24 protein-coding genes are annotated in these 24838 nt (G+C 75.0%); 12 read left to right on the forward strand and 12 right to left on the reverse strand.

Annotation, left to right across the window (positions count from 1 at the left end):
- Positions 1–26 precede the first annotated feature (26 nt).
- The gene (locus HL054_RS18275) at positions 27–368 is read left to right on the forward strand and encodes an STAS domain-containing protein (protein WP_369140492.1); all 342 of its coding nucleotides are present in this window, start codon (positions 27–29) and stop codon (positions 366–368) included.
- Position 369: 1 nt separating this feature from the next.
- On the opposite strand, the gene HL054_RS18280 is transcribed toward HL054_RS18275, so the two are convergent.
- Entirely contained in the window at positions 370–618 is a 249-nt protein-coding gene (locus tag HL054_RS18280) for a hypothetical protein (protein ID WP_369140493.1), read from the reverse strand.
- Between the two features lie 162 nt (positions 619–780).
- Here HL054_RS18280 and HL054_RS18285 point away from each other — a divergent pair, with 162 nt between their 5' ends.
- Positions 781–2304 carry a hypothetical protein gene (locus HL054_RS18285; RefSeq protein WP_369140494.1) on the forward strand — a complete coding sequence of 508 codons (1524 nt, stop codon included), beginning with the start codon at positions 781–783 and terminating at the stop codon, positions 2302–2304.
- 50 nt (positions 2305–2354) lie between these two features.
- Here HL054_RS18285 and HL054_RS18290 read toward each other — a convergent pair whose 3' ends face one another.
- The 5 genes from HL054_RS18290 to HL054_RS18310 are packed head-to-tail and all read right to left on the reverse strand — an operon-like array spanning position 2355 to position 6321.
- Positions 2355–2717 (reverse strand): hypothetical protein, encoded by a 363-nt coding sequence (locus HL054_RS18290; RefSeq protein WP_369140495.1) that lies wholly within the window; start codon positions 2715–2717, stop codon positions 2355–2357.
- A 52-nt stretch (positions 2718–2769) separates the two neighbouring features.
- Complete coding sequence (locus HL054_RS18295; RefSeq protein ID WP_369140496.1) at positions 2770–3438, reverse strand: methyltransferase domain-containing protein; 669 nt, start codon at positions 3436–3438, stop codon at positions 2770–2772.
- The gene (locus HL054_RS18300) at positions 3435–4274 is read right to left on the reverse strand and encodes a ChbG/HpnK family deacetylase (protein WP_369140497.1); all 840 of its coding nucleotides are present in this window, start codon (positions 4272–4274) and stop codon (positions 3435–3437) included. Before HL054_RS18300 ends, HL054_RS18295 begins: the two co-directional genes overlap by 4 nt.
- A complete protein-coding gene (locus HL054_RS18305) occupies positions 4271–5107 on the reverse strand; it encodes a glycosyltransferase family 2 protein (protein ID WP_369140498.1) in 837 nt (278 codons plus the stop codon). Before HL054_RS18305 ends, HL054_RS18300 begins: the two co-directional genes overlap by 4 nt.
- Positions 5104–6321, reverse strand: coding sequence for a hypothetical protein (locus HL054_RS18310; RefSeq protein WP_369140499.1), 1218 nt, complete (start codon positions 6319–6321; stop codon positions 5104–5106). Before HL054_RS18310 ends, HL054_RS18305 begins: the two co-directional genes overlap by 4 nt.
- Positions 6322–6504: 183 nt before the next feature.
- Between HL054_RS18310 and HL054_RS18315 the strand changes: the two genes are divergently transcribed.
- Both HL054_RS18315 and HL054_RS18320 read left to right on the forward strand, forming a co-directional pair.
- Positions 6505–7359: a hypothetical protein gene (locus tag HL054_RS18315; RefSeq protein WP_369140500.1), complete on the forward strand. Its 855-nt coding sequence runs from the start codon at positions 6505–6507 to the stop codon at positions 7357–7359.
- 42 nt (positions 7360–7401) lie between these two features.
- The gene (locus tag HL054_RS18320; protein ID WP_369140501.1) at positions 7402–8634 is read left to right on the forward strand and encodes an arginine deiminase; all 1233 of its coding nucleotides are present in this window, start codon (positions 7402–7404) and stop codon (positions 8632–8634) included.
- A 9-nt stretch (positions 8635–8643) separates the two neighbouring features.
- Here HL054_RS18320 and HL054_RS18325 read toward each other — a convergent pair whose 3' ends face one another.
- Positions 8644–9408, reverse strand: a complete 765-nt coding sequence (locus HL054_RS18325; protein ID WP_369140502.1) for a zf-HC2 domain-containing protein — start codon at positions 9406–9408, stop codon at positions 8644–8646.
- A 48-nt stretch (positions 9409–9456) separates the two neighbouring features.
- Here HL054_RS18325 and HL054_RS18330 point away from each other — a divergent pair, with 48 nt between their 5' ends.
- On the forward strand, positions 9457–10014 hold the full coding sequence (locus tag HL054_RS18330; protein WP_369140503.1) for a sigma-70 family RNA polymerase sigma factor: 558 nt from the start codon (positions 9457–9459) through the stop codon (positions 10012–10014).
- A 183-nt stretch (positions 10015–10197) separates the two neighbouring features.
- On the opposite strand, the gene HL054_RS18335 is transcribed toward HL054_RS18330, so the two are convergent.
- Both HL054_RS18335 and HL054_RS18340 read right to left on the reverse strand, forming a co-directional pair.
- On the reverse strand, positions 10198–11187 hold the full coding sequence (locus tag HL054_RS18335; protein ID WP_369140504.1) for a cytochrome c oxidase assembly protein: 990 nt from the start codon (positions 11185–11187) through the stop codon (positions 10198–10200).
- A 60-nt stretch (positions 11188–11247) separates the two neighbouring features.
- A complete protein-coding gene (locus HL054_RS18340) occupies positions 11248–12177 on the reverse strand; it encodes a DUF5926 family protein (RefSeq protein ID WP_369140505.1) in 930 nt (309 codons plus the stop codon).
- An 80-nt stretch (positions 12178–12257) separates the two neighbouring features.
- Here HL054_RS18340 and HL054_RS18345 point away from each other — a divergent pair, with 80 nt between their 5' ends.
- A complete protein-coding gene (locus HL054_RS18345) occupies positions 12258–13463 on the forward strand; it encodes a cytochrome P450 (RefSeq protein WP_369140506.1) in 1206 nt (401 codons plus the stop codon).
- On the opposite strand, the gene HL054_RS18350 is transcribed toward HL054_RS18345, so the two are convergent.
- Together HL054_RS18350 and HL054_RS18355 are read right to left on the reverse strand one after the other, a co-directional pair.
- A complete protein-coding gene (locus HL054_RS18350) occupies positions 13460–14827 on the reverse strand; it encodes an FAD-dependent oxidoreductase (protein WP_369140507.1) in 1368 nt (455 codons plus the stop codon). The two genes, HL054_RS18345 and HL054_RS18350, sit on opposite strands and share 4 nt — an antisense overlap.
- Positions 14824–16557 (reverse strand): dihydroxy-acid dehydratase domain-containing protein, encoded by a 1734-nt coding sequence (locus tag HL054_RS18355; protein ID WP_369140508.1) that lies wholly within the window; start codon positions 16555–16557, stop codon positions 14824–14826. The genes HL054_RS18350 and HL054_RS18355 overlap by 4 nt, the downstream gene beginning before the upstream one ends.
- A gap of 347 nt (positions 16558–16904) precedes the next feature.
- Between HL054_RS18355 and HL054_RS18360 the strand changes: the two genes are divergently transcribed.
- The 6 genes from HL054_RS18360 (at position 16905) to HL054_RS18385 (ending at position 23222) form a co-directional block, all read left to right on the forward strand.
- Complete coding sequence (locus HL054_RS18360; RefSeq protein ID WP_369140509.1) at positions 16905–17897, forward strand: ABC transporter substrate-binding protein; 993 nt, start codon at positions 16905–16907, stop codon at positions 17895–17897.
- A 123-nt stretch (positions 17898–18020) separates the two neighbouring features.
- A complete protein-coding gene (locus HL054_RS18365; RefSeq protein WP_369140510.1) occupies positions 18021–18875 on the forward strand; it encodes an ABC transporter permease in 855 nt (284 codons plus the stop codon).
- A complete protein-coding gene (locus HL054_RS18370) occupies positions 18872–19651 on the forward strand; it encodes an ABC transporter permease (protein WP_369140512.1) in 780 nt (259 codons plus the stop codon). The genes HL054_RS18365 and HL054_RS18370 overlap by 4 nt, the downstream gene beginning before the upstream one ends.
- Positions 19641–20480 (forward strand): ABC transporter ATP-binding protein, encoded by an 840-nt coding sequence (locus HL054_RS18375; protein ID WP_369140513.1) that lies wholly within the window; start codon positions 19641–19643, stop codon positions 20478–20480. Before HL054_RS18370 ends, HL054_RS18375 begins: the two co-directional genes overlap by 11 nt.
- Before the next feature lie 73 nt (positions 20481–20553).
- Positions 20554–21429, forward strand: coding sequence for an IclR family transcriptional regulator domain-containing protein (locus HL054_RS18380; protein WP_369140515.1), 876 nt, complete (start codon positions 20554–20556; stop codon positions 21427–21429).
- Positions 21430–21737: 308 nt separating this feature from the next.
- Positions 21738–23222: a tannase/feruloyl esterase family alpha/beta hydrolase gene (locus tag HL054_RS18385; protein WP_369140516.1), complete on the forward strand. Its 1485-nt coding sequence runs from the start codon at positions 21738–21740 to the stop codon at positions 23220–23222.
- A gap of 100 nt (positions 23223–23322) precedes the next feature.
- Here HL054_RS18385 and araA read toward each other — a convergent pair whose 3' ends face one another.
- The gene (gene araA, locus HL054_RS18390; protein WP_369140517.1) at positions 23323–24825 is read right to left on the reverse strand and encodes an L-arabinose isomerase; all 1503 of its coding nucleotides are present in this window, start codon (positions 24823–24825) and stop codon (positions 23323–23325) included.
- Positions 24826–24838: the final 13 nt, after the last annotated feature.

A 24838-nucleotide genomic window follows, 5' to 3' on the forward strand; every position in this document is an offset into this window, starting at 1 on the left:
AGCTCAACTCGGGTACCGGAGTACCCATGTCCCCCGGCACCGACCCCGCGGCCGCGGGCGAGATCGCCTGGGAAGAGGACGGGACCGGGCCGGTGCTGCGGTTCAGCGGCGTCATCGGCCGGGAGGCCGTCCGGCGCTTCCGGCGGCTGGTGCCCCCGGCGTCCTGGCCGGCTCGCGCCGACCTCGGGGCGGTCACCACGCTGGACGCCGCGGGGATCGAGCTGCTGGTGCACCTGGCCCGCAAGCCTCGCCGGCGCGGCGGGGAGCTCGAGCTGGTGGCGCTGCCGACCCACCTCGGGCCGGTCCTGGCGCGCGCCGGGCTCTCCCGGCTGGTGCCCCGGCCCGACGGGACCCCGACCAGCGCCTGACTCAGGCCCGCGGTGGCCGGCGGACCGCCGGCAGCCGCGGCGCCACCAGGCGCACCAGCCAGCCGCCGACGAACGCGGCCACGACCAGGACGACGACGAACACCACCGGGCCGATGCGGTCGACGCCGGCGGCGCCGAGCAGCAGCACCAGCACGGCGGCGAGCAGCAGGGACACCCCGGCGGCCAGCATCACCAGCAGCCAGCGCGGCGGCCCGGCCGGGACGTCGGGGGTCGGGTCGGATCGGCTCACCGCGGTAGTGGACCACGTCGGGGCAGCCCGGCCCCCGTGCCCGGACATGATCACTTCCGGGCCGATCCGTGCTACAACAACGGTCCGCCCATCGAATCCCCAGGTCACCGGCCCGCTGCCGACCGCGGGGCGACGATGCCCCGAGCCCCTGGAGACCCGCTCGTGACGCAGCCGCCCCACCCCGGCCCGCCGATGCCCCCCGACGGCCCGTGGTCCGGCACCGACCACCTGCACGACGGGCAGCCGTGGGCGCCGCCCGAGCCGGACGCCGGCAAGCGGCGCCTCCGGCGCGGCCTGGTCGTCGCCGGCGTCACCACGGGCGTGCTCGTGCTGGGCGGCACCGGCTACGCCGTCGCCTCCTACGTCTCCGGTGGCGGCGCGCAGCCCGAGGAGGTGCTGCCGGCCGACACCCTCGCCTTCGTCAAGCTCGACCTCGACCCGGCCGCCGGTCAGAAGATGGCGGTCTCGTCACTGCTGGACCGCTTCCCCGACCTGGTTGACGGCGGGGACGACGACCTGCGGAGCACGCTGGTCGAGCCGCTGCTGCAGGACAACCCGTGGGGCCTGACCTACGACGACGACGTGGAGCCCTGGCTGGGCAACCGGATGGCCGTGGCCGCCGTGCCCGACCCGGACGCCGCCTCCGGGGTGGCCGGCGTCGTCGTCCTGGCGGTGACCGACGAGGACGCGATGACCGACCGGCTCGAGGCCGTGCCGGACGCGGACTTCGCGTTCACCGTGCGGGACGACTTCGTCGTGATCGGCCAGACCCAGGCGGTCGTCGACCGGGTGGCGGCCACCGAGACCCCGCTCGCCGAGGACGAGGACTACACCGGCGACCTCGAGGCGCTCGACGGCGACCAGGTGGCCGTGGCGTGGGCGGACCTGGCCGGCCTGCAGGGCGTGCTCGGCCAGGCCCTCTCCCCGGTCGGCGCCGACCTCGGTGCCGACCTCGGCGGCGAGGCGCTCACCGGCCGCATGGTGCTCGGCCTGCACGCCGAGGACGACGCGCTCGAGGTCGAGGGGCTGGCCCGCGGGACGGCGCCCACGGGGTCGACCGCGGGCACCGAGCCCACCCGCCTGGTGCTGGACCTGCCGGAGGACACGGTGGCCGCACTGTCGGTCAGCGGCCTCGGGGACGCCATCGAGACGGCGTGGGCCTCGGCCGGCGGGGCGGGCCTCCCGCCCGAGCTCACCGAGCAGGCCGCCGCACTCGGCGTCGAGCTGCCCGGGGACCTCGGCGCCGTGCTGGGCAGCGACCTGGCCCTGGCGGTGCTCGGCGACCTGGCCGCCCCGCAGTTCGGCGTCCGCGCCGTGACCGACGACCCGCAGCGCGCGACCGAGGTGCTCGGCCAGGTGCTCGGGAGCCCCGAGCTCGGCCTGCCGGTGGTCACGGTGCCGTCGGAGGACGGCTACGTGCTGGCCACCGACCAGGGCCTCGCCGACGCGCTCGCCGACGACGGCGGGCTCGGTGGCACCGAGGCGTTCCAGGCCGCGGTCGCCGACCCCGACGACGCCGGGGCCATCGGCTTCGTCGACCTGGGCACCGTGATCGACCAGGTGGTCGCGGAAGGCGGCGAGAGCGCCGCGGACGCGGAGCGGTTCGCCGCGCTCGGTGCGGTCGGGTTCAGCGCGACCACCACCGACGACGGTGGCCGCTTCGTCCTGCGGATCACCACCCGCTGACCCGGGGCGGCCGGGCCGGCGCACCCGCCTGCCCGGCCCCCCGCCGGGGCTCAGTCCCGTCGCCGCCCGGCCCGCTCGTCCAGGTCCCCGACCAGGTCGGTCCAGAGCCGGGCGACGAGGAGCCGCTGACGGCCGCCCGGCGCGACGAGGTCGAAGGCGCGGTACCCGAGCGCGCCGCGCCGCCGCACGACGTCGACCGTCCCCGCGGGGAACGTCACCGACGGGGCGTCCGGCAGGCGGCGGACCGGGAGCACCGGCCGGACGGGGACGAGGACCAGGGAGCCCTCGAGCGCGGCGACCACGTACGTGCGGCGACCGACGAGACCGATCCCGATGCGGGCGCCGCCGGGATCGCGCCCCGTCTCCTCCGCGACCAGTCCGCGCGCGGCGGCCAGCCGCCTCCTCGACCTCATCGCGCTCCTCCGCCCGTGATCATCTCGTGCACCCCGAGCCGCCGGACCCGGGTCAGGCCGGGGCGTCGCCGGCGAGGACGTGGTGCGGGTGCGCCCGGCCGCGGTCCAGCCGACGCGCCCGGACGCCGACCAGCCCGGCGCCCTGCATCCACCGCGCCCGCTCGTCCGGGTCGACGAACGCGAACTGCGTCGACCCCTCGGTGATCCGGAGCACCCGCACCGACACCGTCTCCTGCAGCTGGTTCAGCCGGGCCTTCCACCGCGGCCGGGTGGCCATGTCCTTGACCACCAGCACCCCGCCGGGGGCCAGCACCGCCGCGCACGACTCGAGCAGCGCCCGCTGCCCCGCCTCGTCGAGCAGGTACAGCACGTCGACCAGCACGACGCCGTCCCACGGCCCGGCGGGCAGCACCCCGGACTCCGCGACCGCGAAGTCCAGCCGCGCGGACCCGGCGGCCGACCGCGCGGCCACGGCCACCTTGTCCGCGTCGATGTCCACGCCGTGCACCGTCAGGCCGGGCCGCACCCTCGCCAGGTAGCTGCTGAACAGCCCGTGCCCGCAGCCGACCTCCAGCACCCGGCCGCTGGCCGGCAGCGCGTCGACGAACCGCGGGAACGGGCAGGTCAGCCAGCGGACCAGCACGTGCAGCCGGTCGCCACGCGGCGCCCCGCGGTAGCCGGCCAGCGCGTCCCGGGCGGTCCGGTCCGGCCAGCGGCTCACCGGGCGCCGGCCAGGTCGGCGAAGGAGCCCAGCCGGTAACCGAGGTCCTCGACCAGCTCGCGGGTGACCGGCGAGGTCAGCATCGCCAGCTCGTCGGCCCACCGGAAACCCCAGCCGAACCGCGCGAGCGCGGCCTCGCCGGCCTCGCCGGGGTGGGTGTTCAGCTCGGCGGACGCCGCACCGGCCGCGGCCAGCCGGCGCAGGGTGCCGGCGACGCGCGCCTGGTCCAGCGCGCCGGACTCGTCCAGCCCGGCGTAGTCCGCCGTGCTGCGCAGCCCCGCGCGCTCCAGCCGGGCGTGCAGCCGGCGGGACAGCAGCCGGACGCCGACCCCGACCGGGCCGCGGCTGCGGCTGGTGGGCAGCCGCACGCTCGGGACGCCCGCCGCCGTGGCCAGCTCGACGACCACCGCGGCCACGGCCGGCCACAGGTGGGTGTGCTGGTGGGTGTCCAGGTGCGTGACCGGGACGCCGATGCCGGCCACCCGCTCCAGCTGGGCGGCGAACTCACGGCGGACGTCGTCCGGGTCGATCCGCCCGGCGGCACCACGGGCCACCACGGTGCGGTAGCCGAGCGGGAAGTGGCCGGTCCGGTCCACCAGGGTCGGCACCTCGGCGGCCGACAGCAGCGGCCGGTCCTCCCCCACGATCGCCAGGTGGGCGCCCACGGCCAGACCGGGGGCGTCCCGCAGCCGGGCGGCCGCCTCGTCGAACGCCGTCCCGACCGCCAGCACCGAGGTGGAGGTGACCACGCCGTCGGTGTGGGCGCGGTGCACCGCCCGGCACACGCCGGGGGTCAACCCCATGTCGTCGGCGTTGACCACCAGCAGCCGGCTCACCCGGCGACCCGTTCGACGGCGTGCAGCCGCTCCACCCCCGGCGCGGCGGCCGGCCGCGGGATCACCGGGACCGCCGCCGCGGGGCGCGCGGCGGCCGGCTGGAGGGCGGCGAGGTCGGCGCGCAGCTCGCGCATCTCGGTGAGCATCCGGCGGATGACCGCCGGGGAGGACAGCGTGGAGATGCCGCGGGTGCGCGGGAAGTAGTCCACTCCGATCTGCACGATGTGGAAGCCCAGCTTCTGCGCGCGGATGACCAGCTCGGCGTCGATGAACGAGCCCTCGCTGACCGGCCGGGCGGCGTCGAGCACGTGCCGCCGGACCAGCTTGAAGGCGAAGTTGATGTCCCGCACCCGAGTGCCGAACACGGCCTGGACCAGGGAGTTGTAGACGAAGGAGTAGACCGCGCGGCGCGGGCCCTCCCCGGTCCGGTCCAGCCGGTAGGCGCTGACCATGTCGGCCTCGTAGTGCCGCAGCACCCGCAGCGCCCGGCCCAGCTCCAGCATCTCGAAGGGCAGGTCGGCGTCGGTGTAGAGCACGACGTCGCCGCGCACCGAGTCGAACCCGGTCTTGATGCTGCCGCCGAGCCCGCGGTTCACCGGGTGGTGCACCACCCGGACGTGCGGGTCGGCCGCGGCGATCGCGTCGGCGATCTCCGGCGTCCGGTCGGTGGAGCAGTCGTCGACGATCACCAGCTCGTAGTCGGCGATCTCGCCGAGGCCGACCAGCCGCTGGCACTCGTCCTCGGCGGCCCGGACGGCGCGCTCGACGTAGTCCTCCTCGTTCCACATCGGGAAGAAGACGGACAACAGCTGGACCTGCGTGGACACGTTCACGAGACCTCCACTCCGTGGGCGAAGGCGACCGTCGCTCCGCACAGACCGACCAACAACACGACGAGCACCGCGGGCAGGAGCCAGCGGGGACGGCGTCCCTCGACCAGCACCACGGCCGCGGCCGCGAACACCGGGTACGCCGACAGCACGTACCGTCCGGCGCCCATGAAGTCCTTGGTCCCGATGATCGGGATCGCCAGCGTCACGAAGGCGAACGCGGCGTAGCCCCAGCCGAACCGGCGCCACACGGTGGGCAGCAGCAGCACGGCCACCAGGCAGGCGAGCGCCTGCGGCACCAGCAGCGCGATGTTGGCCCAGATGCCCTTCACCAGCGTGCCGATGAACACGACCTTGAACCAGGTGTAGGGGCCGCTGCCCTGGTTCCAGCCGGGCGCCTCCTGCACGGCCAGGAACGCCAGCGGGTCGCCGAACCGGACGCCGAGGAACACCATCCAGCCGGCCAGGCCGGCGCCCGACAGCAGCAGCACCAGCTGCCGCCAGCGCACGAGCGGCACGGCGGCCACCAGGTCGCGCCACGGCAGCGGCCGGTCACCGCGCGCCGAGCGCTCCTCGGCGATCAGCTCCAGCGCCCGGACGACCAGCCCGACCAGCACCGCGATGCCGACCGGGCGGCCGCCGGTGGCGATGACACCCACCAGCGCGGCCAGCACGTAGTGCCGGCGCTCCAGCAGCGCGAACGAGCCCAGCGCGCTCAGCATGAAGAACGCGTCGCTGTAGCCGCTGCCGTAGAGGAAGAAGCTGTAGGGGTAGACCAGCAGCAGGACGACGGCGACCACGGCCGTGCGCGGCGACACCCGGGTGCGCACCCAGTCGGCGAACAGCGCGACCGTGCCGGCGGCGGAGACCAGCGTGACCAGCCCGGCGGCGGTCGACCAGTCCCCGCCCAGCAGCAGGCCCACGCCGTAGACGGCCAGCGGGTAGGCCGGGAAGAACGCGACCGACGACTGCGACCCCGGGACGTAGAAGTAGCCCTGGTCGGCGATGCCGTAGTACCAGCCCGAGTCGCCGTGGAACCAGGCGTCCAGCCAGCCCGGGCCGTCGAGGAAGGTGAAGCCGTCCTCGGGTCCGGCCGCGGCGAACGCGAGCACGGCGACCACCGTGGTGAGCACCCCCACCACGACGAACGCACCGACGGCGACCACGGGCAGGCGCCGCTGCAGGTCGTCCCGCCGCTCGGCGGTCACGGAGATCACAGCAGCGCACCCTAGGGCCCTGAGGTGGCCGTTCGGCAGGGTTCGGCCGCGTTCCGCTTCTCCCGGGACTGGTGGGACGAAAGAGGTACCGGACACCCCGACCGGCTCGTCGGCGCCCCCACCGGGAGCCCAGCTGGTGCACGATCGCCCCCGACTGACCGGCTGCCGGAGGGGGACGACGTGGTGCTCGCAGTGCTGGCCGTGGCGGGGGCCGCCCTCTGCTACGGCGCGGCCGCGGTCCTGCAGGCCGCCGCGGTGGCCCGGAGCACCGGCCCCGGCGTGCCGGGCCTGCTCGGTGGGCTTGCCCGCGACCCCCGCTACGTCGGCGGCCTGGCGCTGGTCGCTGCCGGCTTCCTGTTCTCGCTGGTCGCCGTCCGCGCGCTGCCGCTGTTCGTCGTGCAGGCCGGCCGGGCCTCCAGCCTCGGCGTCACCGCGGTGCTGGCCACCGTCGTGCTCGGCACCCGGCTCCGGCGCCTGGAGGTCGGCGCGCTGGCGGGGGTGGCCGGCGGGCTGGTGGCGGTCGCCCTGGCCGCCACGCCGCAGGGCCCGGCCGCCGTCCCGGCCGGTGTGCGGTGGGCGGTGCTGGTCGCCGCCGGGGTGCTCGCCGCGCTCACCCTCTCCGTCGTCCGGACCGGGACGGCGCGGGTCAGCAGCACCGCGCTCGCCGTCCTCGCCGGCGCCGGCTTCGGGCTGCTGTCGCTCGCGGCCCGCGTGCTCGGCCCGATCACCGTCCCGGGGGTGCTGTCGGACCCGAGCGCCTGGGCGGTCGCGCTGGCCGGCGCCGTCGGGCTGGTGGCCGGGGCGCTGGCGCTGCAGCACGGCACCGTCGTCACGGTCACCACCACGATGGTCGCGACCGAGGCGGTGCTCGGCTCGCTGCTGGGGGTCGCCGTCGGCGACCGCCCGGCGGCCGGGCTGGGCGGGCTCGCGGTCGCCGGCTTCGTGGTGACCGTGGGCAGCGCGCTGCTGCTCGCCCGGTTCGCCGCGCCGGCGTCCGCAGCCGCCGTCGCCGAGCCGGAGACCGTGCTGCGCCGCTGACCGGGCTGGCCCTCGCCGCGGTCGTCCAGCAGGCTCGGGGCCATGACGACACCGACCGCCTGCGGCGTGACCAGCGAGGTCGGCCGGCTGCGCACCGTGCTGCTGCACCGCCCCGGCGCCGAGCTGCGCCGCCTCACCCCGCGCAACAACGACGAGCTGCTCTTCGACGGCGTGCCCTGGGTGGCCCGCGCGCAGGAGGAGCACGACGCGTTCGCCGCCGCGCTCACCGACCGGGGCGTCGAGGTGCTGCACCTGGACCGGCTGCTGGCCGACGTCATGGCGGTGCCGGCCGCCCGCGCGGAGGTGATCGCCGCGGCCGTCGACGACCCGCGGCTGGGCGCCACCCTGCAGCACGCCACCACCGCCCACCTCGAGGGCCTGGCACCGGCCGACCTCGCCGCGGCGCTGATCGCCGGGGTCGCCCACGACGAGCTGCGCGGCGGCCGCGGGCTGGCCTACGAGCTGATGAGCCGCGGCGACTTCGTGGTCCCGCCGCTGCCCAACCTGATGTTCACCCGCGACTCGTCGGTGTGGGTCGGCGACCAGGTCGCGGTCACCTCGCTGGCGATGCCGGCCCGCGACCGGGAGAGCGCGCTGACCGCGGCGCTCTACGCCCACCACCCGCGCTTCGACGGCGTCCAGCAGCTCTACGGCGCGCACCTGGAGCACCTCGAGGGCGGCGACGTCCTGCTGCTGGCCCCGGGGGTGCTGGCCGTCGGCGTCGGCGAGCGGACCACGCCCGGCGGTGCCGAGCGGCTGGCCCGCCGGGTGTTCGCCCGCGGCCTGGCGCGCACCGTGCTCGTCGTCCCGATCGCGCAGGAGCGGGCGACCATGCACCTGGACACGATCGCCACGATGGTCGACGCCGACGCGATGGTGATGTACCCCGCGGTCGCCGACCACCTGCAGGCCTGGACCGTCACGGCCGGCCCGGAGCTGCCCGACGACGCCGACACAACCGAGCTGTCGGTGACCGGCCCCCAGCCGTTCCTCATCGCGGCCGCCGCGGCGATGGGCATCGACCGGCTGCGGGTGATCGACACCGGCCTGGACCCGGTCACCGCCGAGCGCGAGCAGTGGGACGACGGCAACAACACCCTCGCCCTGGCGCCCCGGCTGGCGGTCGCCTACGAGCGGAACACCGTCACCAACGCAGCGCTGGAGGCCGCCGGGATCGAGGTCGTCGCGATCGCCGGATCGGAGCTGGGCAGCGGCCGCGGCGGCCCGCGGTGCATGTCCTGCCCCGTCCTCCGGGACCCGCTGCCGGAGGTGTGACGGACCGGTTCAGGCCGCCGCCCGCTGCTCCCCGGCGTCCAGCACGGCCCCGCCGGGCACGGGGCCCTGCAGCACGGCGGGCGCGGCAGCGCGCAGCTGGTGGCCGGCTGCGGCCGGGCCGGCGCTGGTGCGGGCCCGCGCCGCGGCCCACCAGTCCCCGGCCGCCTGCAGCCGGCCCCGGGCCGGGCCGGTGCGGGGCGTGCGGTTGCGCAGCGCCAGCACGCTGACCAGCAGCGCACCGCCGAGCAGCAGCAGGTGGCCGGCGGCCCGGTCGCCGTGCACGTGCCCGGCCCCCAGGTCGCTCAACGTCACCCAGCTGAGCACCGCGGTGAACGACAGCAGGAAGGGCAGCGCCCCGGCGGCCAGCCGCGGCAGCACCGCCACGACCAGGAAGCACGCGGCCAGCCCCAGGTTCCAGGCGCCGGTCTCGTGCGCGAGGTGCACCGGGGCGGCGGAGCTGAACGCCGGCAGGCTCACCGCCAGCTGGCCCGCGCCGACGGCGAGCAGCGCCGTCCGCAGCACGGCGTCCACCCAGTGCCGCCGGCCGCGCACCGGGGTGGGCGCGGGCAGCCGGCTCAGCACGGCGGCGGTGACGTCGGGCACCGGCGGCGCGGGCACCAGCCGGGCCCGCCGGGTCACCTCCGCGGCCGCCTCGGCCCACCCGCGGCAGGCCGCGCACCCGTCGAGGTGCTCGTCGACCCAGCGCTGCGGCACCCCCGGCGACTCACCGTCCAGGGTCGCCGACACGGCCTCACGACATGTTGCACAGCCCACGCTGGCATAGTCGCCCCCGACGGATGTCTAGTTCCCGGAGGGTCGGACGTGGGACAGCTGGAACGTCTCGCGGCGCGGGCAGCCGGGGGCGACACGGCGGCGCAGGCTGCGCTGATCCGGGAGACGCAGGCCGACGTGTGGCGGCTGTGCGCCCACCTCGCCGACCGCCAGGTGGCCGAGGACCTCACCCAGGAGACCTACCTGCGCGCGCTGCCGGCGCTCGCCGGCTTCGAGGGCCGCTCCTCGCTGCGCACCTGGCTGCTCTCCATCGCCCGCCGGGTGTGCGCCGACCACCTGCGGGCGAAGAAGCGCCGTGGCCTGGTGCTGGTGGGCGAGGACACCGACCTCGGCGCGCTGGTCCGCGACCTGCCGGCCGACGAGGTGGGCGGCACCGTCGCCGCGCAGGACGTGCTGGACCGGCTGGAGCCCGAGCGCCGGGAGGCCTTCGTGCTCACCCAGCTGATGGGGCTGCCCTACGCCGAGGCCGCCGAGGTCGTGGGCTGCCCGATCGGCACCATCCGCTCGCGGGTCGCCCGCGCCCGGGCCGACCTGGTCGACGCCCTGGTGGCCGCCGACCACCCCCGCTCCCGCCGCCCCTCCGGCTGACCTCCCGCCGTCCCGCCCCACCCGAAGACGGCCATCTCCGGCGTCCGTCACCGGCCGAAGACGGCCATGTCCGGGGCCCGCGGCAGGCCGAAGATGGCCATCTTCGGGGCCCGAGACGGGGCGAAGATGGCCATCTTCGGGGGCCCGGGACGGGGCGAAGGTGGCCGTGTTCGGCCTCGCGGGTCAGGAGTTCTGGGCCGCCAGGCGGCGGAGCCGCTCGTTGTAGGCGGTCAGCTCCGGGTCCTCGCCGCTCTCGCCCCGGGCCACGGCGCGGTCGCGCGCGCGGTCAGCGGCGCGGTTGGCGCGGTCCTCCGAGCGGGTCCAGGAGAAGAAGACGACGGCGAGCACCAGCACGGTCGGCAGCTCGCCGAAGGACCAGGCGATGCCGCCGGCCGCGCCCTGGTCGTAGAGCGGGTCGATGCCCCAGGACGCCGGCGGGTCGACGTAGCTGGTCAGCAGCACGGTGTTGCTCATCATCACGATCACGCCGAAGAACGCGTGGAACGGCGCGGGGAGCAGCAGCTCGAGCATCCGGCCGCCGTGCGTGGACCGCCGCGGCCACGGGTCGACGGCCAGGATCGGGCCGAAGAACAGCAGCCCGGTGACCAGGAAGTGCAGCAGCATGAACGTGTGCCCGGCCGTCGTCGCCATCAGGTCGTCGAACAGCGGGGTGAAGTAGACGCCGTAGAGGCTGGCGATGAACAGCGGCACGGTGAACAGCGGCGAGGCCACCGCCTGGGCCAGCCGGCTGTGCAGCGCGCCGAGCAGCAGCCGGCGCGGCATGCCGGCCACCCCGGGGTCCGCGGGCAGCCCGCGCAGGGCCAGCGTCACCGGCGCGCCCATCAGCAGCAGCAGCGGGGTGATCATCGACAGCACCATGTGCTGGACCATGTGCAGGCTGAACAGCGCCATGCCGTAGCTCTGCAGGCCGCTGGCGGTGACGTAGAACAGGCTCGCGCAGCCGGTCAGCCAGGCGGTGGTGCGGCCGACCGACCAGCGCACGCCGCGCCGGTGCAGCCGCCAGAGGCCCAGGCCGTAGCCGACGGCCATCGCGACGGCGAGCCAGGCGACCGGCGAGGCCGCCCCCAGGTCCAGGCCCAGCACCCGCCCGAGGGTCGGCGGCAGGTCCGGGACGTGGTGCATCGTGCCCATGCCGCCGTGCTCGTGGTCCACCCGTCGTCCTCCCTCAGGCCTGCCGTGCGTCGTCCACGGTAGGCCGCTTGCCGCTCGCGGTCAGCGCAGCGTGACTTGGCGGGACAGCAGCCCCGCGCGCGCCCGGCGCGCGTCGGCGGTCAGCGGGTCGGTGACGGCCAGCGCCGACTCCAGCCGGGACTGCAGCCCGGCCGCCGGGCCGGCCCACTCCTCGCCCGGCGTCCCGGCCGGCACGTCCCACACCGGGACGACGAGGCCGTGCGCGCGGAAGGCGCCGGCGTAGCGGGTGCCCTCGCCCAGGGTGAGCTGCTCGGCGGCCGAGAGCCGGGCCAGCGCGTCGAGCAGCGGCTCCTCCGGCTCGGGGCGCACCCAGCGGACGTGCGCCCGGTCCGGGCTGGGCCGGCACCAGTAGGCGGCCTCGAGCCCGGCCAGCCGGACCGTAGGCATCACCATCTCGTTGGCGTGCGCCAGCCCGGCCCGCGCGGTCGCGTCGACCGTGGCGCCCTCCAGCCAGAAGTCGAAGTCGTCGTGCACGGTGACGTCGAAGGGCGCGTCGGTGTCCAGCAGCTCCTGCAGCCGCGGGCCCGCCGAGCCGGCGCCGCCGATGGGGCCCGGGTCGACCGGCGCGCCGGTCGGCGCCTCGAGCGCGGCGGCCAGCGCCGTCCCGAGGTCGCGGCTGACGTCGTCGGAGGAGGTGGCCAGCTGGAGCCCGAGCAGGATCTCGCCGTTGGCGCGCACCAGGGCCGGGGTGCCGCCGGGCAGCACGCTGGCCAGCGTGACGTCGCGGCCGTCCGTCGTCCGGAGCGGGACGGTGGCCGCGGGGACGAGCTCGCGCAGCGCGACCCAGTCGGCCTCGCCGGCCAGGCCCTCGAACGGGCGGCGCACCGGCACGGCGTAGCCCGAGCCGTGGCAGTGCTTGTAGCGGCGACCGGAGCCGCAGGGGCACGGCGCCTTGGGGTTGACCTCCCCGGCGGCGGTGGCGACGGCGGAGGAGCGCTTGCGGGAGGCCATGCGGTCCAGCGTATGTGGCGCCCCGACCGCGGCCGTCCGCGAGGGGCCAGGGGTGGTGGGCCGTTGTCTAGGCTGCGGCGGTGACGGCTGCTGCCCCGCTCGACCTGACCGACCCCGCGGTGGTCGCCGACCCCTACCCGGCCTTCGCCGCCGCCCGCGCCCAGGCGCCGGTGCAGTGGCACGAGGGGCTGGGGCTGTGGCTGGCCTTCACCCACGCGGAGTCCAACGCGGTGCTGCGCGACCGCCGGCTCGGCCGGATCTGGTCGGACAAGGCCCCGGCGGAGCGGTTCGAGAGCTTCAACCTGGTCCACCGCAACGCGATCCTGGAGATGGAGCCGCCGGAGCACACCCGGCTGCGCCGGCTGGTCAGCGCCGCCTTCGCCCGCGGCCACGTCGAGCGGCTGCGGCCCTGGGTGCAGCAGCTCGCCGACTCGCTCGTCGACGGGCTGGTCGAGCGTTCGGCGGGGTCGACGCCGGTCGACGTGCTGTCCGGGATGGCCGAGGAGCTGCCGGTCGCGGTGATCGCCGAGCTGCTGGGGGTGCCGGCCGCGGACCGGCCGCTGCTGCGGCCCTGGTCGAACGCGATCGTCAAGATGTACGAGTACGGCCGGACGACGCAGGTCGAGGACGCCGCCGAGCAGGCCGCCGCCGAGTTCGTGGCCTACCTGCGCGCGTTGGCGGCCGAGCGCCGCCGGGCGCCGGGCGAGGACCTGCTGACCCACCTGGTGACCGTGCGGGACGCCGAGGGCGACCGGCTCACCGAGGACGAGCTGGTCACCACCTGTGTGCTGCTGCTCAACGCCGGCCACGAGGCGACGGTCAACGTCAGCGGCAACGGGCTGCTGGCGCTGCTCGAGCACCCCGACCAGCTCGCCCGGCTGCGCGCGGACCCGACCCTGCTGCCCACCGCGATCGAGGAGCTGATGCGGTTCGACTCACCGCTGCAGCTCTTCGAGCGCACCGCCACCGAGGACGTGGCGCTCGGCGGGGTCACCGTGGCGCGCGGGCAGAAGGTCGCCGCCCTGCTGGGCAGCGCCAACCGGGACCCGGCGGTCTTCGCCGACGCCGACACCCTGGACGTCGGCCGCACGGAGAACCCGCACATCTCCTTCGGGGCCGGCGTGCACTTCTGCATCGGCGCGCCGCTGGCCCGGGTGGAGCTGCAGGCCTCCTTCGGGGCGCTGCTGTCCCGGACGACGACGCTGGAGCTCGGCGCACCGGCGCGGCGCCGTCCGGAGTTCGTGATCCGCGGCCTGCACGACCTGCCGGTGGTGCTGGGCCGCTAGCCGACCGGCACCGGGGAGTCCGCCGGCAGGTCCGTCCCGAGGTAGGCGCCCGCGGCGACCAGCCGCCGCTGCAGCTCGTCCACCGGCACCCCGGCCGCCGTCGTGCCGTGCTGCAGCGCGAGGTCCGCGGCCGTCCCGGCGGCCTGGCCCATGACGAAGCAGGGACCGGTGACCCGCCCGGAGGACTGCCCCAGCTGGGTCATCGACGCGCACCGCCCGGTGACCAGCAGGTTGCCCACCGTCTGCGGCACCAGCATCCGGTAGGGCAGCTGGTTGTAGCCGCGGGAGTCCTCGGCGCGCGGGAAGCGGAACTCGACGTCGCCCTGCACGTGCGCCTCGACCGGCCAGCCGTTGACGCCGATCGTGTCCGGGAAGTCGACGCAGTCCAGGACGTCGTCCTCGGTCAGCTGGTAGGGCCCGACGATGCGCCGGGTCTCCCGGATGCCGATCTGCGGGGCGATGTCGACGACGTAGGAGTCCTGGAAGCCCGGGGTGCGCTCGCGGATGAAGGCGAACGTGTCGCGCACCTGGCGGCGGCCCTGGATCTCGCCGTGGGTGAGCTGGCGGACGTCGGTGCCGTCGACCGCCGAGCCGTCGGCGTTGCTGAGCTGGGTCAGGTTCGACCGCCACTCCAGCGGGTTGCGCTGCGGCCGGACGATCGGCTTCTTGCGCGGGAAGCTGTGGGTGCCCGCGGCCTCGGCGTCCTCCATGAGGGTGCGGATGGTGCGCCACGCCTCGCCGGCCTCGACCGGGTCGACGCCGTTGATCCGGAACATCAGCGAGGGGTAGAGCAGGTGCGCGGACCGCTCGAACGGGACGCCGGCCCCGACCGCGACGTCGGCGTCACCGGAGCCGTCGACGAAGAACCGGCCGCGGACGACGCCCGGCCCGGACTTGGACTCCACGACGACGCCGTCGATGCGGTCCTCGCCGTCCATCACGACGCCGGTCACGGTGGTGTGGAAGAGCAGCTCGGCGCCGCCGGCCAGGACGAGCTCGTCGGCGGCGATCTTGTACGCCGAGATGTCGAAGGCCAGCGCCATGATCCGGTTCTCGACCGTGAGGTGCGGGGTGTTCAGCCCGTCGAGGGCGGTCAGCCGGTCCAGCAGCTCGTCGCTGTAGCCGTGCACGACCAGCTGGTCCTCGCCGTGCACCCGGGCGTGCAGGCCGCAGAAGGTGCTCAGCCCGCCCATCGTGCCGGCGCCACCGAGGAAGCCGTAGCGCTCGATGAGCAGGGTCGACCGGCCGGCCCGCGAGGCGGCCGTGGCCGCCATGATCCCGGCGGGTCCGCCGCCGATCACCACGACGTCGTACTCGCCCAGGACCGGCACGCTGCGGGCGGGCAGGGTCAGTGCATCGGTCATCGGGACTCCTGGACGCTGGAGGAGGACGGGGACGCCGGCGCGCACAGGGACTGCTCCGGGCGGGCGCACAGCACGGCACCGCAGGCGAGGGGCTGGACGAGGTCGCGGTACTGGTCGAGGTAGCCGCCCCCGGTGTCGGCGTCGGCGGGGGGCTCGTACGGCGGCCGGGCCGCCAGCTCCTCGGCGGGGACGAGCAGGTCCAGCCGGCCGGTGGCGAGGTCGATGTCGATGACGTCGTCGTCCTGCACCAGGCCCAGCGGCCCGCCGGCCGCGGCCTCCGGCGAGACCTCGCCCACCGTCACGCCCTGGTTGACCAGGCCGCTGAACTGGCCGTCGGTGACCAGCGCGACGGAGTCGGCCAGACCCCGCGCGTGCAGGGCGAAGATGAACGCCGACGTCATGCCCATCCCCGGGCCGCCCACCACGCCGATGCCGCGGATGACGGCCACGTCACCGGGCCGGATCCGGCCGCTGGCGATCCCGGCGATGGCCTCCTCGCGGTTGGCGAAGACGCGGGCCGGGCCGGTGAACCGCGGCGGGTCGGGGTCGGGCACCGGGCGCTTGGCGACCGCGCCGTCGGCGGCGAGCGTGCCGCGCAGCACCGTGATGGCGGGGGTGCGGCCGAACGGGTCCGACAGCGGGCGGATGACCTCGCCGTCGGCCGGCCGGGCGGAGGCCAGGTCGTCGGCCAGCGTGCCGCCGCTCACCGTGCGCTGCTCGCCGTCCAGCAGCGGCAGCAGCTCGCGCAGCACCGTGGCGCCGCCACCGGCGTCCTCGAACTGCTCGATGAGGAACGGCCCGTTGGGGCGCACGGAGCACAGCAGCGGTGTCTCGGCACCGAGCTCCCGGTAGGTGGACCAGACGTCGATCTCCACCCCGGACTCGATGGCGACCGCCTGCAGGTGCTTGATGGTGTTCATCGACCCGCCGATGGCGAGCATGGCGCGCACCGCGTTGCGGACGGAGCCGGCGGTGATGACGTCCCGCGGCCGGATGTCCCGCTCGATCAGGTCGACCAGCGCGGCCGCCGACCGGCGGACGTTGTCCCACATCGGCTCGCTGTTGGCCCGCACCGGGGCCGAGCCGGGCACCGCCATGCCGAGCGCGAGGGCGGCGATGTGCATCGAGTTGGCCGTCGCCATGCCCGAGCAGACCCCCGGACCGAGGATCGCGTCGTCGGCGAGCTCCTCGAGGTGGTCGGTCGGCTGACCGAGCACGGCCGCCTGGGCGGCGCGGAGGAAGACCTCCTCCACGTCGGCGTGACGCCCCTCGGCCAGCCCGCTGTGCTGGTACCCGCACGGGACGACGACGGTCGGGACGTTCATCCGGCCGGCCGCCATGAGGTGCGCGGGGGTGGTCTTGTCGCAGGAGCTCAGGCAGATCATGGCGTCCAGCCGCGCGCCCTCCACGACGGCCTCGACGTCGTTCACGATCAGGTCGCGGCTGGGCAGGATGTACCGGCCGCCGCGGCCGACGCTGGTGACGAAGTCCGACGGCGCGGTCGTGCGGATCTCGAACGGCAGCACGCCCAGGGCGCGCAGCTCCTCCTTGAGGACCACCACGATGTCGTCGAGGTGGGCGTAGCACGCAGCCAGGTCCGACGACGTGTTCACGATCGCGACCTTGGGCTTGTGCAGCTCGTCGGCGGAGATGCCCAGCGGGCGCCACTGGGCCCGCCTCGCCAGGCCCAGGGCCGAGGAGGCCGGGAAGTTGCTGCGGAGTTCGGGCACGGGTGGTCCTCACCGTCGGGGAGCCGGAGGAGGCCGTCGTCGCGGTCGACGCGACGGCCCCACGGTCAGGAATGTACGCAATGCGGACAACGTGTCGCAATGCGTTGCCAACGAGGCGGCTGTCTGGCTAGCCTCCCGACTGTGTCCCAGCCCACACCCGTATCAGGTGTGGGGACAGGTCACCCCGGTCGTCCCGGTCCACCCCGCTCGTCGTGGGAGGGCCCCTCCTCCCGCCCGCCCCGTCAGCTCCACCCCGCGGTCGAGCACCGGCGCTCGCGGACCGGCACGACCACGACCCCCGACAACGGCGTCACCGGGTCGGTGCGCCCACCCTCAGGAGGAAACCCATGGCTCGAGCACTGACCCGGTCCGGAGCCGTCGTCCTCACGACGTTCCTGGCCGCGGGACTCGTCGCGTGCGGCGGATCGGACTCCGACGACGACGCGGCCGCCGCCACCGACGGTGGCCCCCGGGCCGTCACCGCGGGCGTCATCCCGGTCACCGACGCCGGCCCCATCGCGATGGGGCTGGAGAACGGCGTCTGGGAGGACGCCGGGCTGGACCTGACGCTCGAGACGGCGAACTCCTCCCCGAACATCATCTCCGCGGTGATGTCCGGCGACTACCAGATCGGCTACGGCGGGGTGACCTCGGTCTTCCAGGCCGTCGAGAACGGCATCGACCTGGTGCTCATCGCGCCGGCCAGCGCCACCGCGGACGACCCGGCCAACGGCATCAACGACATCCTCGTGCTCCCCGACAGCGGGTTCACCTCCGCCGCGGACCTGGAGGGCAAGAAGGTCGCCGTCAACGCCCTCGGCGGGTACGTCCAGCTGCTCGCCCAGATCGCCATCGAGGCCGAGGGCGGCGACCCCGACGCGGTGCAGTGGGTCGAGCTGCCCGTGCCCGACCAGCCGGCGGCGCTGACCAGCGGCGCCGTCGACGCCTTCGTCGCCGGTGAGCCGTTCGGCACCCTGGGCCGGGAGCAGGGCTTCACCACCCTCGCCAACCCGCACGCGCTGCTCAGCGACGGCGCCGTCGTCGCGGGGGTCTGGTACGCCAGCCGGGCGGCGGTCGAGGAGGACCCCGACTACTACTCCTCCATCGTCACCGCGATCGAGGAGTCCAACGCCCTCGCCCTCTCCGACGACGCCGGCCTGCGGGCCACGATCGCCGAGTTCACCGGCATCGACGCGGCGCTCGCCGAGAAGATCCGGCTCGGCTCCTACGGGAAGCTCCCGCTGACCGCGGAGAACATGCAGCCCCTCGCCGACGCCTCGCTGGAGTTCGGCCTGGTGCGCGAGGAGGTCGACCTGGACGCCCTCATCTGGGAGCCGTGACCCACCGGTGCGGGGCCCCGTCCGGGGCCCCGCACCGCCCGCGCCCCGTCTGCCCCCCTCCGAGCCCCCCGTCCGCGCCCCCGTCCGGGGGACCGCACCGACCGCAGGAAGGAGCACCGCCGGATGACGCAGACCCACCGGACCGCGATGGAGCTGCCCACCGAGCTCCCGTCGCCCGTCGCCCCGATCACCTCGTTCCAGCACAGCTCGCGGTCGACGGTGGTCCTCGGCATCGCCGGCGTCCTGGGCTTCGTCGCGCTGTGGGAGGCCGTCTCCCGGCTCGGCGTCGTCGACAGCACCTACCTCCCCCCGTTCAGCCGGGTGGCCGTCGAGGTGGTCGAGCTGCTCGGCACCGGCCCGTTCTGGTCGGCGCTGGGCTCGACGATGAGCTCCTGGGCGATCGGCCTGGCCATCTCCCTGGTCGCCGGGGTCGTCCTGGGGATCGCGATCGGCTCCAGCCGGTTCCTGCGCACCTGGACGTCCTCGACGATCGAGTTCCTCCGCCCGATCCCGTCGGTGGCGCTGATCCCGATCGCCATCGTCGTCTTCAGCATCACGCCGTCGGCGACGGTCTTCATCGTGGTCTGGGCCTGCTTCTGGGTGATCCTGGTGCACGTCACCAGCGGCGTCGCCGACGTCGACCCGGTGGGCAGGGCGACCGCCCGCAGCTACGGGCTCAGCCGCTGGTGGCAGGCCCGGTTCGTCACCTGGCCCACCACGCTCCCCTACCTGATGACCGGCGTGCGGATGTCGGGCACCATCGCCCTGGTCGTGGCCATCACGATCGAGCTGGTCGTGGGCACGCCCGGCCTGGGCAACCTGCTGGCACGCAACCAGAGCGCCGGCAACGTGGACACCGTCTACGCCCTGGCCCTGCTCACCGGGTTCCTCGGCCTCGCGCTGAACACCGTCATGCAGGCGGTGGAGCGGGCCGTGCTCAGCTGGCACCCCTCGGTCCGCGCGGACGTGCCGGCATGAGGGCCGGCCGGTCGCTGGCGGCGGCGCTCGCCCTGCCGCTGCTGCTCATCGCGGTGTGGTGGGTGACCACGCTGGACAACACCAACCCGTTCGTCCCGAAGCCCGGCCGGCTGGTCGACGACTTCGTGGAGGTGTGGCTCGGCTCGCTGCTGTGGGACCAGGTCGTGCCCTCGCTCACCCGGCTGGCGATCGGCCTGGTCTCGGCGATCGTCGGCGGCATCGCCCTCGGCGTCGTCATCGGGTCGAACCGGATCGTGCGCAAGCTCGTCAGCCCGCTGCTGGAGTTCATCCGCGCCGTCCCGCCGCCGGTCCTGCTGCCGGTGCTCCTGCTGCTGCTGGGCATCGACGACAGCTCCAAGGTCTTCCTGATCGCGCTGGGCTGCCTGTGGCCGATCCTGCTCAACACCGTCGACGGGGTGCGCTCGGTGGACGAGGTCCTCTCCGACACCACCCGCACGTACGGGATCACCGGGTGGGACCGGATGCGCTTCTTCGTGCTCCCGGCGGCGCTGCCGCGGATCGCGACCGGCATCCGCCTGGCGCTGCCGATCAGCATCATCCTGATGGTCGTCTCGGAGATGTACGCGGTCACCGGCGGCGGCCTGGGGTCGCAGATCATCCTGTTCCAGCGCACCTTCCAGAACGGCCCGATGTGGGCCGGCATCCTCGTGCTCGGCCTCCTCGGGGTCGCGCTGGCATTCCTCTTCCGGGTCTTCGAACGATCGATGCTCGGCTGGTACCACGGGCAACGAGAGGCTGAGTTCAGTGACCGGTGACATCTCGACGGCGCGGGGCGGGGACCGCCCGCTCCTCTCCGTCCAGCAGTTGCAGAAGATCTACCCGACGTCGGCCGGGCCGGTGGAGGCCGTCCGCGACCTGACCTTCGACCTGCACGCCGGTGAGTTCGTCTGCCTGGTGGGTCCCTCGGGCTCGGGCAAGACGACCCTGCTCAAGTGCATCTCCGGGCTGATGGCGCCGACGTCGGGCCGGGTGCTCGTCGACGGCCAGCTCGTCGACGGCCCGCCGCGCAACATGGCCCTGGTCTTCCAGGAGTACGGCCGGTCGCTCTACCCGTGGCTGCGCGTGCAGGCCAACGTCGAGCTGCCGCTGCGCGCGGCCGGGGTGCCCAAGGCGGAGCGGGCCGAGCGGGTGACCGAGGCGCTGGAGGCCGTCGGCCTGGACCACGTGCCGCAGTCCTACCCCTGGCAGCTCTCCGGCGGCATGCAGCAGCGCGTCGCGATCGCCCGCGCGGTGGCGTACCGGCCCGAGGTGCTGCTGATGGACGAGCCGTTCGCCGCGGTGGACGCGCAGACCCGCGCCGACCTCGAGGACCTGGTGCGGTCGGTCTGGCGGAAGCTCGGCCTCACCGTGCTGTTCGTGACCCACGACATCGACGAGTCGGTCTACCTGGGCGAGCGCGTCGTCGTGCTGTCCTCGTCGCCGACGATCGTGCAGGAGGACCTCAGCATCGACCTGCCCCGGGACCGCGACCAGCTGGAGACCCGCTCCCTGCCGCGGTTCGTGGAGCTTCGGCACCACGTCTACGAGCAGATCCAGCGCGCCAAGCGCGGGTTCAACGCGGACGCCGCCGCACCGACGGTGTGACGCTCCCCGCCGGCCCGGTGCACGCCGGCGGCCTGCGTAGGGTTGCCCGCGACCGTGGACGGGGGGAGGACGGATGACCGACGCCGGCACCCGTGACCGGGACCGGGTCCAGAGCATCGAGCGTGGCGTGGCGGTGCTCCGGGTGTTCGCCGGCCGCGAGGGCCAGCTCTCCATGGCCGACGTCGCCGCGCGCGCCGACCTCCCCCGCCCGGTGGTCCGCCGCATCCTGATCACCTTCGAGCACCTCGGCTACGCCCGGCTGCACAAGGGCCTGTGGAGCCTCACCCCGCGCATCCTGGAGCTCGGGGCCGGTTACTTCGCCGCCTCGTCGCTGCCGGAGGTGTCCTACCCGGTGATGAACGAGGTCGTCGAGCGGACCGGGGAGACCTGCAGCCTCGGGGTGCTCGACGGCTTCCAGGTCGTCCACGTGGGCCGGGTCGAGGACCACCGCCCCATGCCCGGCGCCATCCGGATCGGCATGCAGCTGCCCGCCTACGCCACCGCGATCGGCAAGGCACTGCTGGCCCACCTGCCGGCCGAGGAGGTCGAGGAGTTCCTCGGCTCCGTCGAACTGGCCGCGGTGACCCCGAGCACGGTCACCGACCCGGACCGGCTGCGCGAGCGGCTGGCGCTGGTCCGCGAGCGGGGCTTCGACCTGTCGGTGGAGGAGTACACCCCCGGCCGGCTCTCCGCGGCCGTGCCGATCGTGCTGGACGACGGCGCGGTGGGGGCGATCGCGGTGTCGGCGACGACGGCGCGGGAGACCGTGGAGACCATGGAGCAGACGATCGTCCCGGTGCTGCTCGAGGCCGCCGAGGACATCGGCCGCACCTACCGGGCGGCCAACCCCCAGCTGTACCGGTCCGCCGGCGCCTGGACCACGCCGGGCGAGGGACACACGCCGGGCGAGGGGCACACGCCGGGCGAGGGGCACACCGGCCCGCGGTAGCCCGGCTCGCCACGCGGCACCCCACCGGCCGCGGGGGATCCGGAACCGGATGTGGTCGCCGTCACGCAGGCGTGCCAGACTCCCAGCCGACGCACAGGGAGCGCCCCGCGGGGTGCACCGGTCAGGCACACGAGCGTCCCAGGACGAGCGCGCGAGGGGTGGCACAGGACATGCACCGACGCCGGACGGCACGGGCACTGACGGTCATGGCGGCCCTGGCGCTGGGCGCGGGCCTGCTGGCGGTGCCCTCGGCGGAGGCACGACCGCCCGAGGGCACGCCCCCGGCCACGCCGCCGCCAGCAGCACCGGTGCAACCGGTCCTCGCCTGCGCCGACCTGACCACCGGGGCGCTGGCGCTGGCCGACACCACCGTCGACTCCGCCGTCGAGGACCCCGGTGACGCGACCACCCCGGCGTCGTGCCGGGTCCAGCTGACCGTCACCCACCCGCCGGCCGGGGACGCCGTGACGGTCTGGGTGCACCTGCCCAGCACGACCTGGAACGGCCGGTTCCAGGCGGTGGGCGGCGGCGGGTTCAGCGGCGGGTCCCCGGAGTCGCTGCTGGCGCCGCTGCGCGCCGGCTACGCCACGGCGGCCACCGACGCCGGGCACCCCGGCGCGACGGCTGACTTCGCGCTCCGCCCCGACCGCACCCTGGACTGGCAGCGGATCCGGGACTTCGGCCACGTCGGCGTGCACGACATGACCGTCACCGCCAAGGCCGTCGTGACCGCCTTCTACGGCCGGGGCCCGGAGTACTCGTACTGGAACGGCTGCTCGACCGGCGGCCGGCAGGGCCTGATGGAGGCCCAGCGGTACCCCGACGACTACGACGGCGTGCTGGCCGGCGCCCCGGTGATCAACTACCCGCAGATGCAGACCGGCCAGATGTGGGGCCAGGTGGTGATGCTGGAGGAGCAGAACCCGGTGGCGCCGTGCAAGTTCGCCGCGGCGCTGGCGGCGACCGTCGCCGCCTGCGACGAGGTCGGGGACGGCGTGGTCGACGGGGTCGTCGGTGACCCGCTGGGCTGCGACTTCGACCTCGGTCAGCTGGTCGGCACCCGGACGGACTGCGGGGAGATCACCGCGGCCGACGTCGAGGTGATGCGCCGCATCGGGGAGGGGCCGCGCGGGCAGGACGGCGAGTTCCTCTGGTACGGCCTGGCGCCCGGCACCCCCTACGCCGGCCTCAACGACGTCGTGGAGGTCGACGGCCGGCTGGTCGGCAAGCCGTTCCAGTACGACCTGTGGTGGTTCGGGCTGTTCCTCGCCCAGGACCCGGCCTGGGACTGGCAGACGCTGACCTACGCGGGGTTCGAGGCCTTCTTCGCCCAGGCCGTCGAGATGTACGGGGACGTGTTCGGCGCCGACGACCCGGACCTGTCGGAGTTCGCGGAGCACGGCGGCCGGGCCCTGGTGTGGCACGGCGCGGCCGACTTCGGTGTGCCGTTCCAGGGCACCGTCGACTGGTACGAGCGGGTCCGGGAGCTGTCCGGGCCCGGGCGCACCGACGAGTTCCTCCGGCTGTTCCTGGCCCCGGGCGTCGGCCACTGCGGCGGCGGCGGCGGCCCGCAGCCGACCGGCCAGTTCGAGGCGCTGGTCGCCTGGGTCGAGCGCGGCGAGGCACCCCGGACCCTCGACGCCCAGCGGGTCGACGAGCAGGGCACGGTCGTGCAGACCCGGCCGCTGTGCCCCTACCCGGAGGTGGCCCGGCTGACCGGCGACCGCGACCCGGCCGACGCCGGCAGCTTCCGCTGCGCGAAGGCCACGGAGCTGGAGCCGGCCCCCCGCTGACGCGACGCCGCCCCCACCCGGCAGCACCGGGTGGGGGTCAGGCCCCCTCGCAAGGCCCCGCCACGAGTTCGCGGGCGGTGGGGGGCGAGGGAATCCTTCGTCAGAGGCGCTGGTCCAGCCGGTGGTACGCCGCGCTCCAGCGCAGCTCCTTGGCCAGGCTGCGCCGGGTGGTGTCGGCGTCGATGACCACCAGCTCGGTGCCGAAGACCTCGGCCAGGTCGGTGAGCTCCGCGGTGCCCAGCTGGGTGGACAGCACCGTGTGGTGCGGTCCGCCGGCGGTCAGCCAGCCCTCGGTGGAGGTCGAGAAGTCCGGCCGGGGCTCCCAGACCGCCCGGGCGACGGGCAGGTTGGGCAGCGCCTCGGTGGGCTCGACGACGTCGATCTCGTTGGCGACCCAGCGGAACCGGTCGCCCAGGTCGGACCAGCCGACGACCACGCCGGCGCCCGGCGCGGCGGTGAACACCAGCCGGGCGGGGTCCTCCCGGCCGCCGATGCCCAACGGGTGCACCTCCAGCCGCGGCTTCCCGCCGGCGATCGTCGGGCACACCTCGAGCATGTGGGCACCCAGGACCTTCGGGGTCTCCGCGGCCAGGTCGTAGGTGTAGTCCTCCATGAAGGAGGTGCCACCGGGCAGCCCGCGACCGGCGACCTTGAGCACGTGCAGCAGCGCCGAGGTCTTCCAGTCGCCCTCGCCACCGAAGCCGTAACCGTCGGCCATCAGCCGCTGGACGGCGAGGCCGGGCAGCTGGCGCAGGCCGCCGAGGTCCTCGAAGTTGGTGGTGAACGCGCCGAAGCCGCCCTCGGTGAGGAACTGGCGCAGGGCGACCTCGACCCGGGCCTGGTAGCGCACGCTGTGGTGCCGGTCGCCGCCCGGGCGCAGGTCGTCGTCCATGTCGTAGAGGTCGCCGTACTCGGCGACCACCGCGTCGACCGCCTGGTCGGCCACCTGGTCGACCACGGCCACCAGGTCGTTGACGCCCCAGGTGTTCACCGAGATGCCGAAGCGGATCTCCGCCTCGACCTTGTCGCTCTCGGTCACCGCGACGTTCCGCATGTTGTCGCCGAACCGGGCGAGCTTCAGCCCCCGGGCGGCCGCGGCACCGGCCGCGGCCCGGGCCCACGAGCCGACCCGGGCCTGGACCCGCGGGTTCGTCGCGTGGCCGGCCACCGTCGTCCGGGGGTGCCGCATCCGGGTGAGGACGAAGCCGTACTCCCGGTCGCCGTGCGCGGCCTGGTTGAGGTTCATGAAGTCCATGTCGATCGTCGCCCAGGGCAGGGCGGCGTCGGCCTGGGTGTGCAGGTGCAGCAGCGGCTTGCGCAGGGCGTCCAGCCCGGAGATCCACATCTTCGCCGGGGAGAAGGTGTGCATCCAGGTGACCACGCCGAGGCAGGCCGGGTCCTCGTTCGCCTCGCCCATCACCCGCCGGATGGCGCCGGAGTCGGTGAGCACCGGCTTCCACACGATCCGCACCGGCACGTCCGCGGCGTCGTCCAGCGTGGCCGCGACCCGCTGGGACTGCTCGGCCACCTGCTGCAGGGTCTCCTCGCCGTACAGCCCCTGGCTGCCGGTGAGGAACCAGATCTCCTGACCTTCGAACGACACTGACTGGTCCTCT

The organism is Modestobacter versicolor, from assembly GCF_041028285.1.
Classification (GTDB): Bacteria; Actinomycetota; Actinomycetes; order Mycobacteriales; family Geodermatophilaceae; genus Modestobacter; species Modestobacter versicolor_A.

Coding starts and splice junctions, on each gene's coding strand:
- HL054_RS18290 (WP_369140495.1), bottom strand. CDS start 2,717: ATGAGGTCGAGGAGGCGGCTGGCCGCCGCGCGCGGACTGGTCGCGGAG.
- HL054_RS18350 (WP_369140507.1), bottom strand. CDS start 14,827: ATGACCGATGCACTGACCCTGCCCGCCCGCAGCGTGCCGGTCCTGGGC.
- HL054_RS18380 (WP_369140515.1), top strand. CDS start 20,554: ATGACCGACGCCGGCACCCGTGACCGGGACCGGGTCCAGAGCATCGAG.
- HL054_RS18275 (WP_369140492.1), top strand. CDS start 27: ATGTCCCCCGGCACCGACCCCGCGGCCGCGGGCGAGATCGCCTGGGAA.
- HL054_RS18340 (WP_369140505.1), bottom strand. CDS start 12,177: ATGGCCTCCCGCAAGCGCTCCTCCGCCGTCGCCACCGCCGCCGGGGAG.
- HL054_RS18360 (WP_369140509.1), top strand. CDS start 16,905: ATGGCTCGAGCACTGACCCGGTCCGGAGCCGTCGTCCTCACGACGTTC.
- HL054_RS18365 (WP_369140510.1), top strand. CDS start 18,021: ATGACGCAGACCCACCGGACCGCGATGGAGCTGCCCACCGAGCTCCCG.
- HL054_RS18320 (WP_369140501.1), top strand. CDS start 7,402: ATGACGACACCGACCGCCTGCGGCGTGACCAGCGAGGTCGGCCGGCTG.
- HL054_RS18370 (WP_369140512.1), top strand. CDS start 18,872: ATGAGGGCCGGCCGGTCGCTGGCGGCGGCGCTCGCCCTGCCGCTGCTG.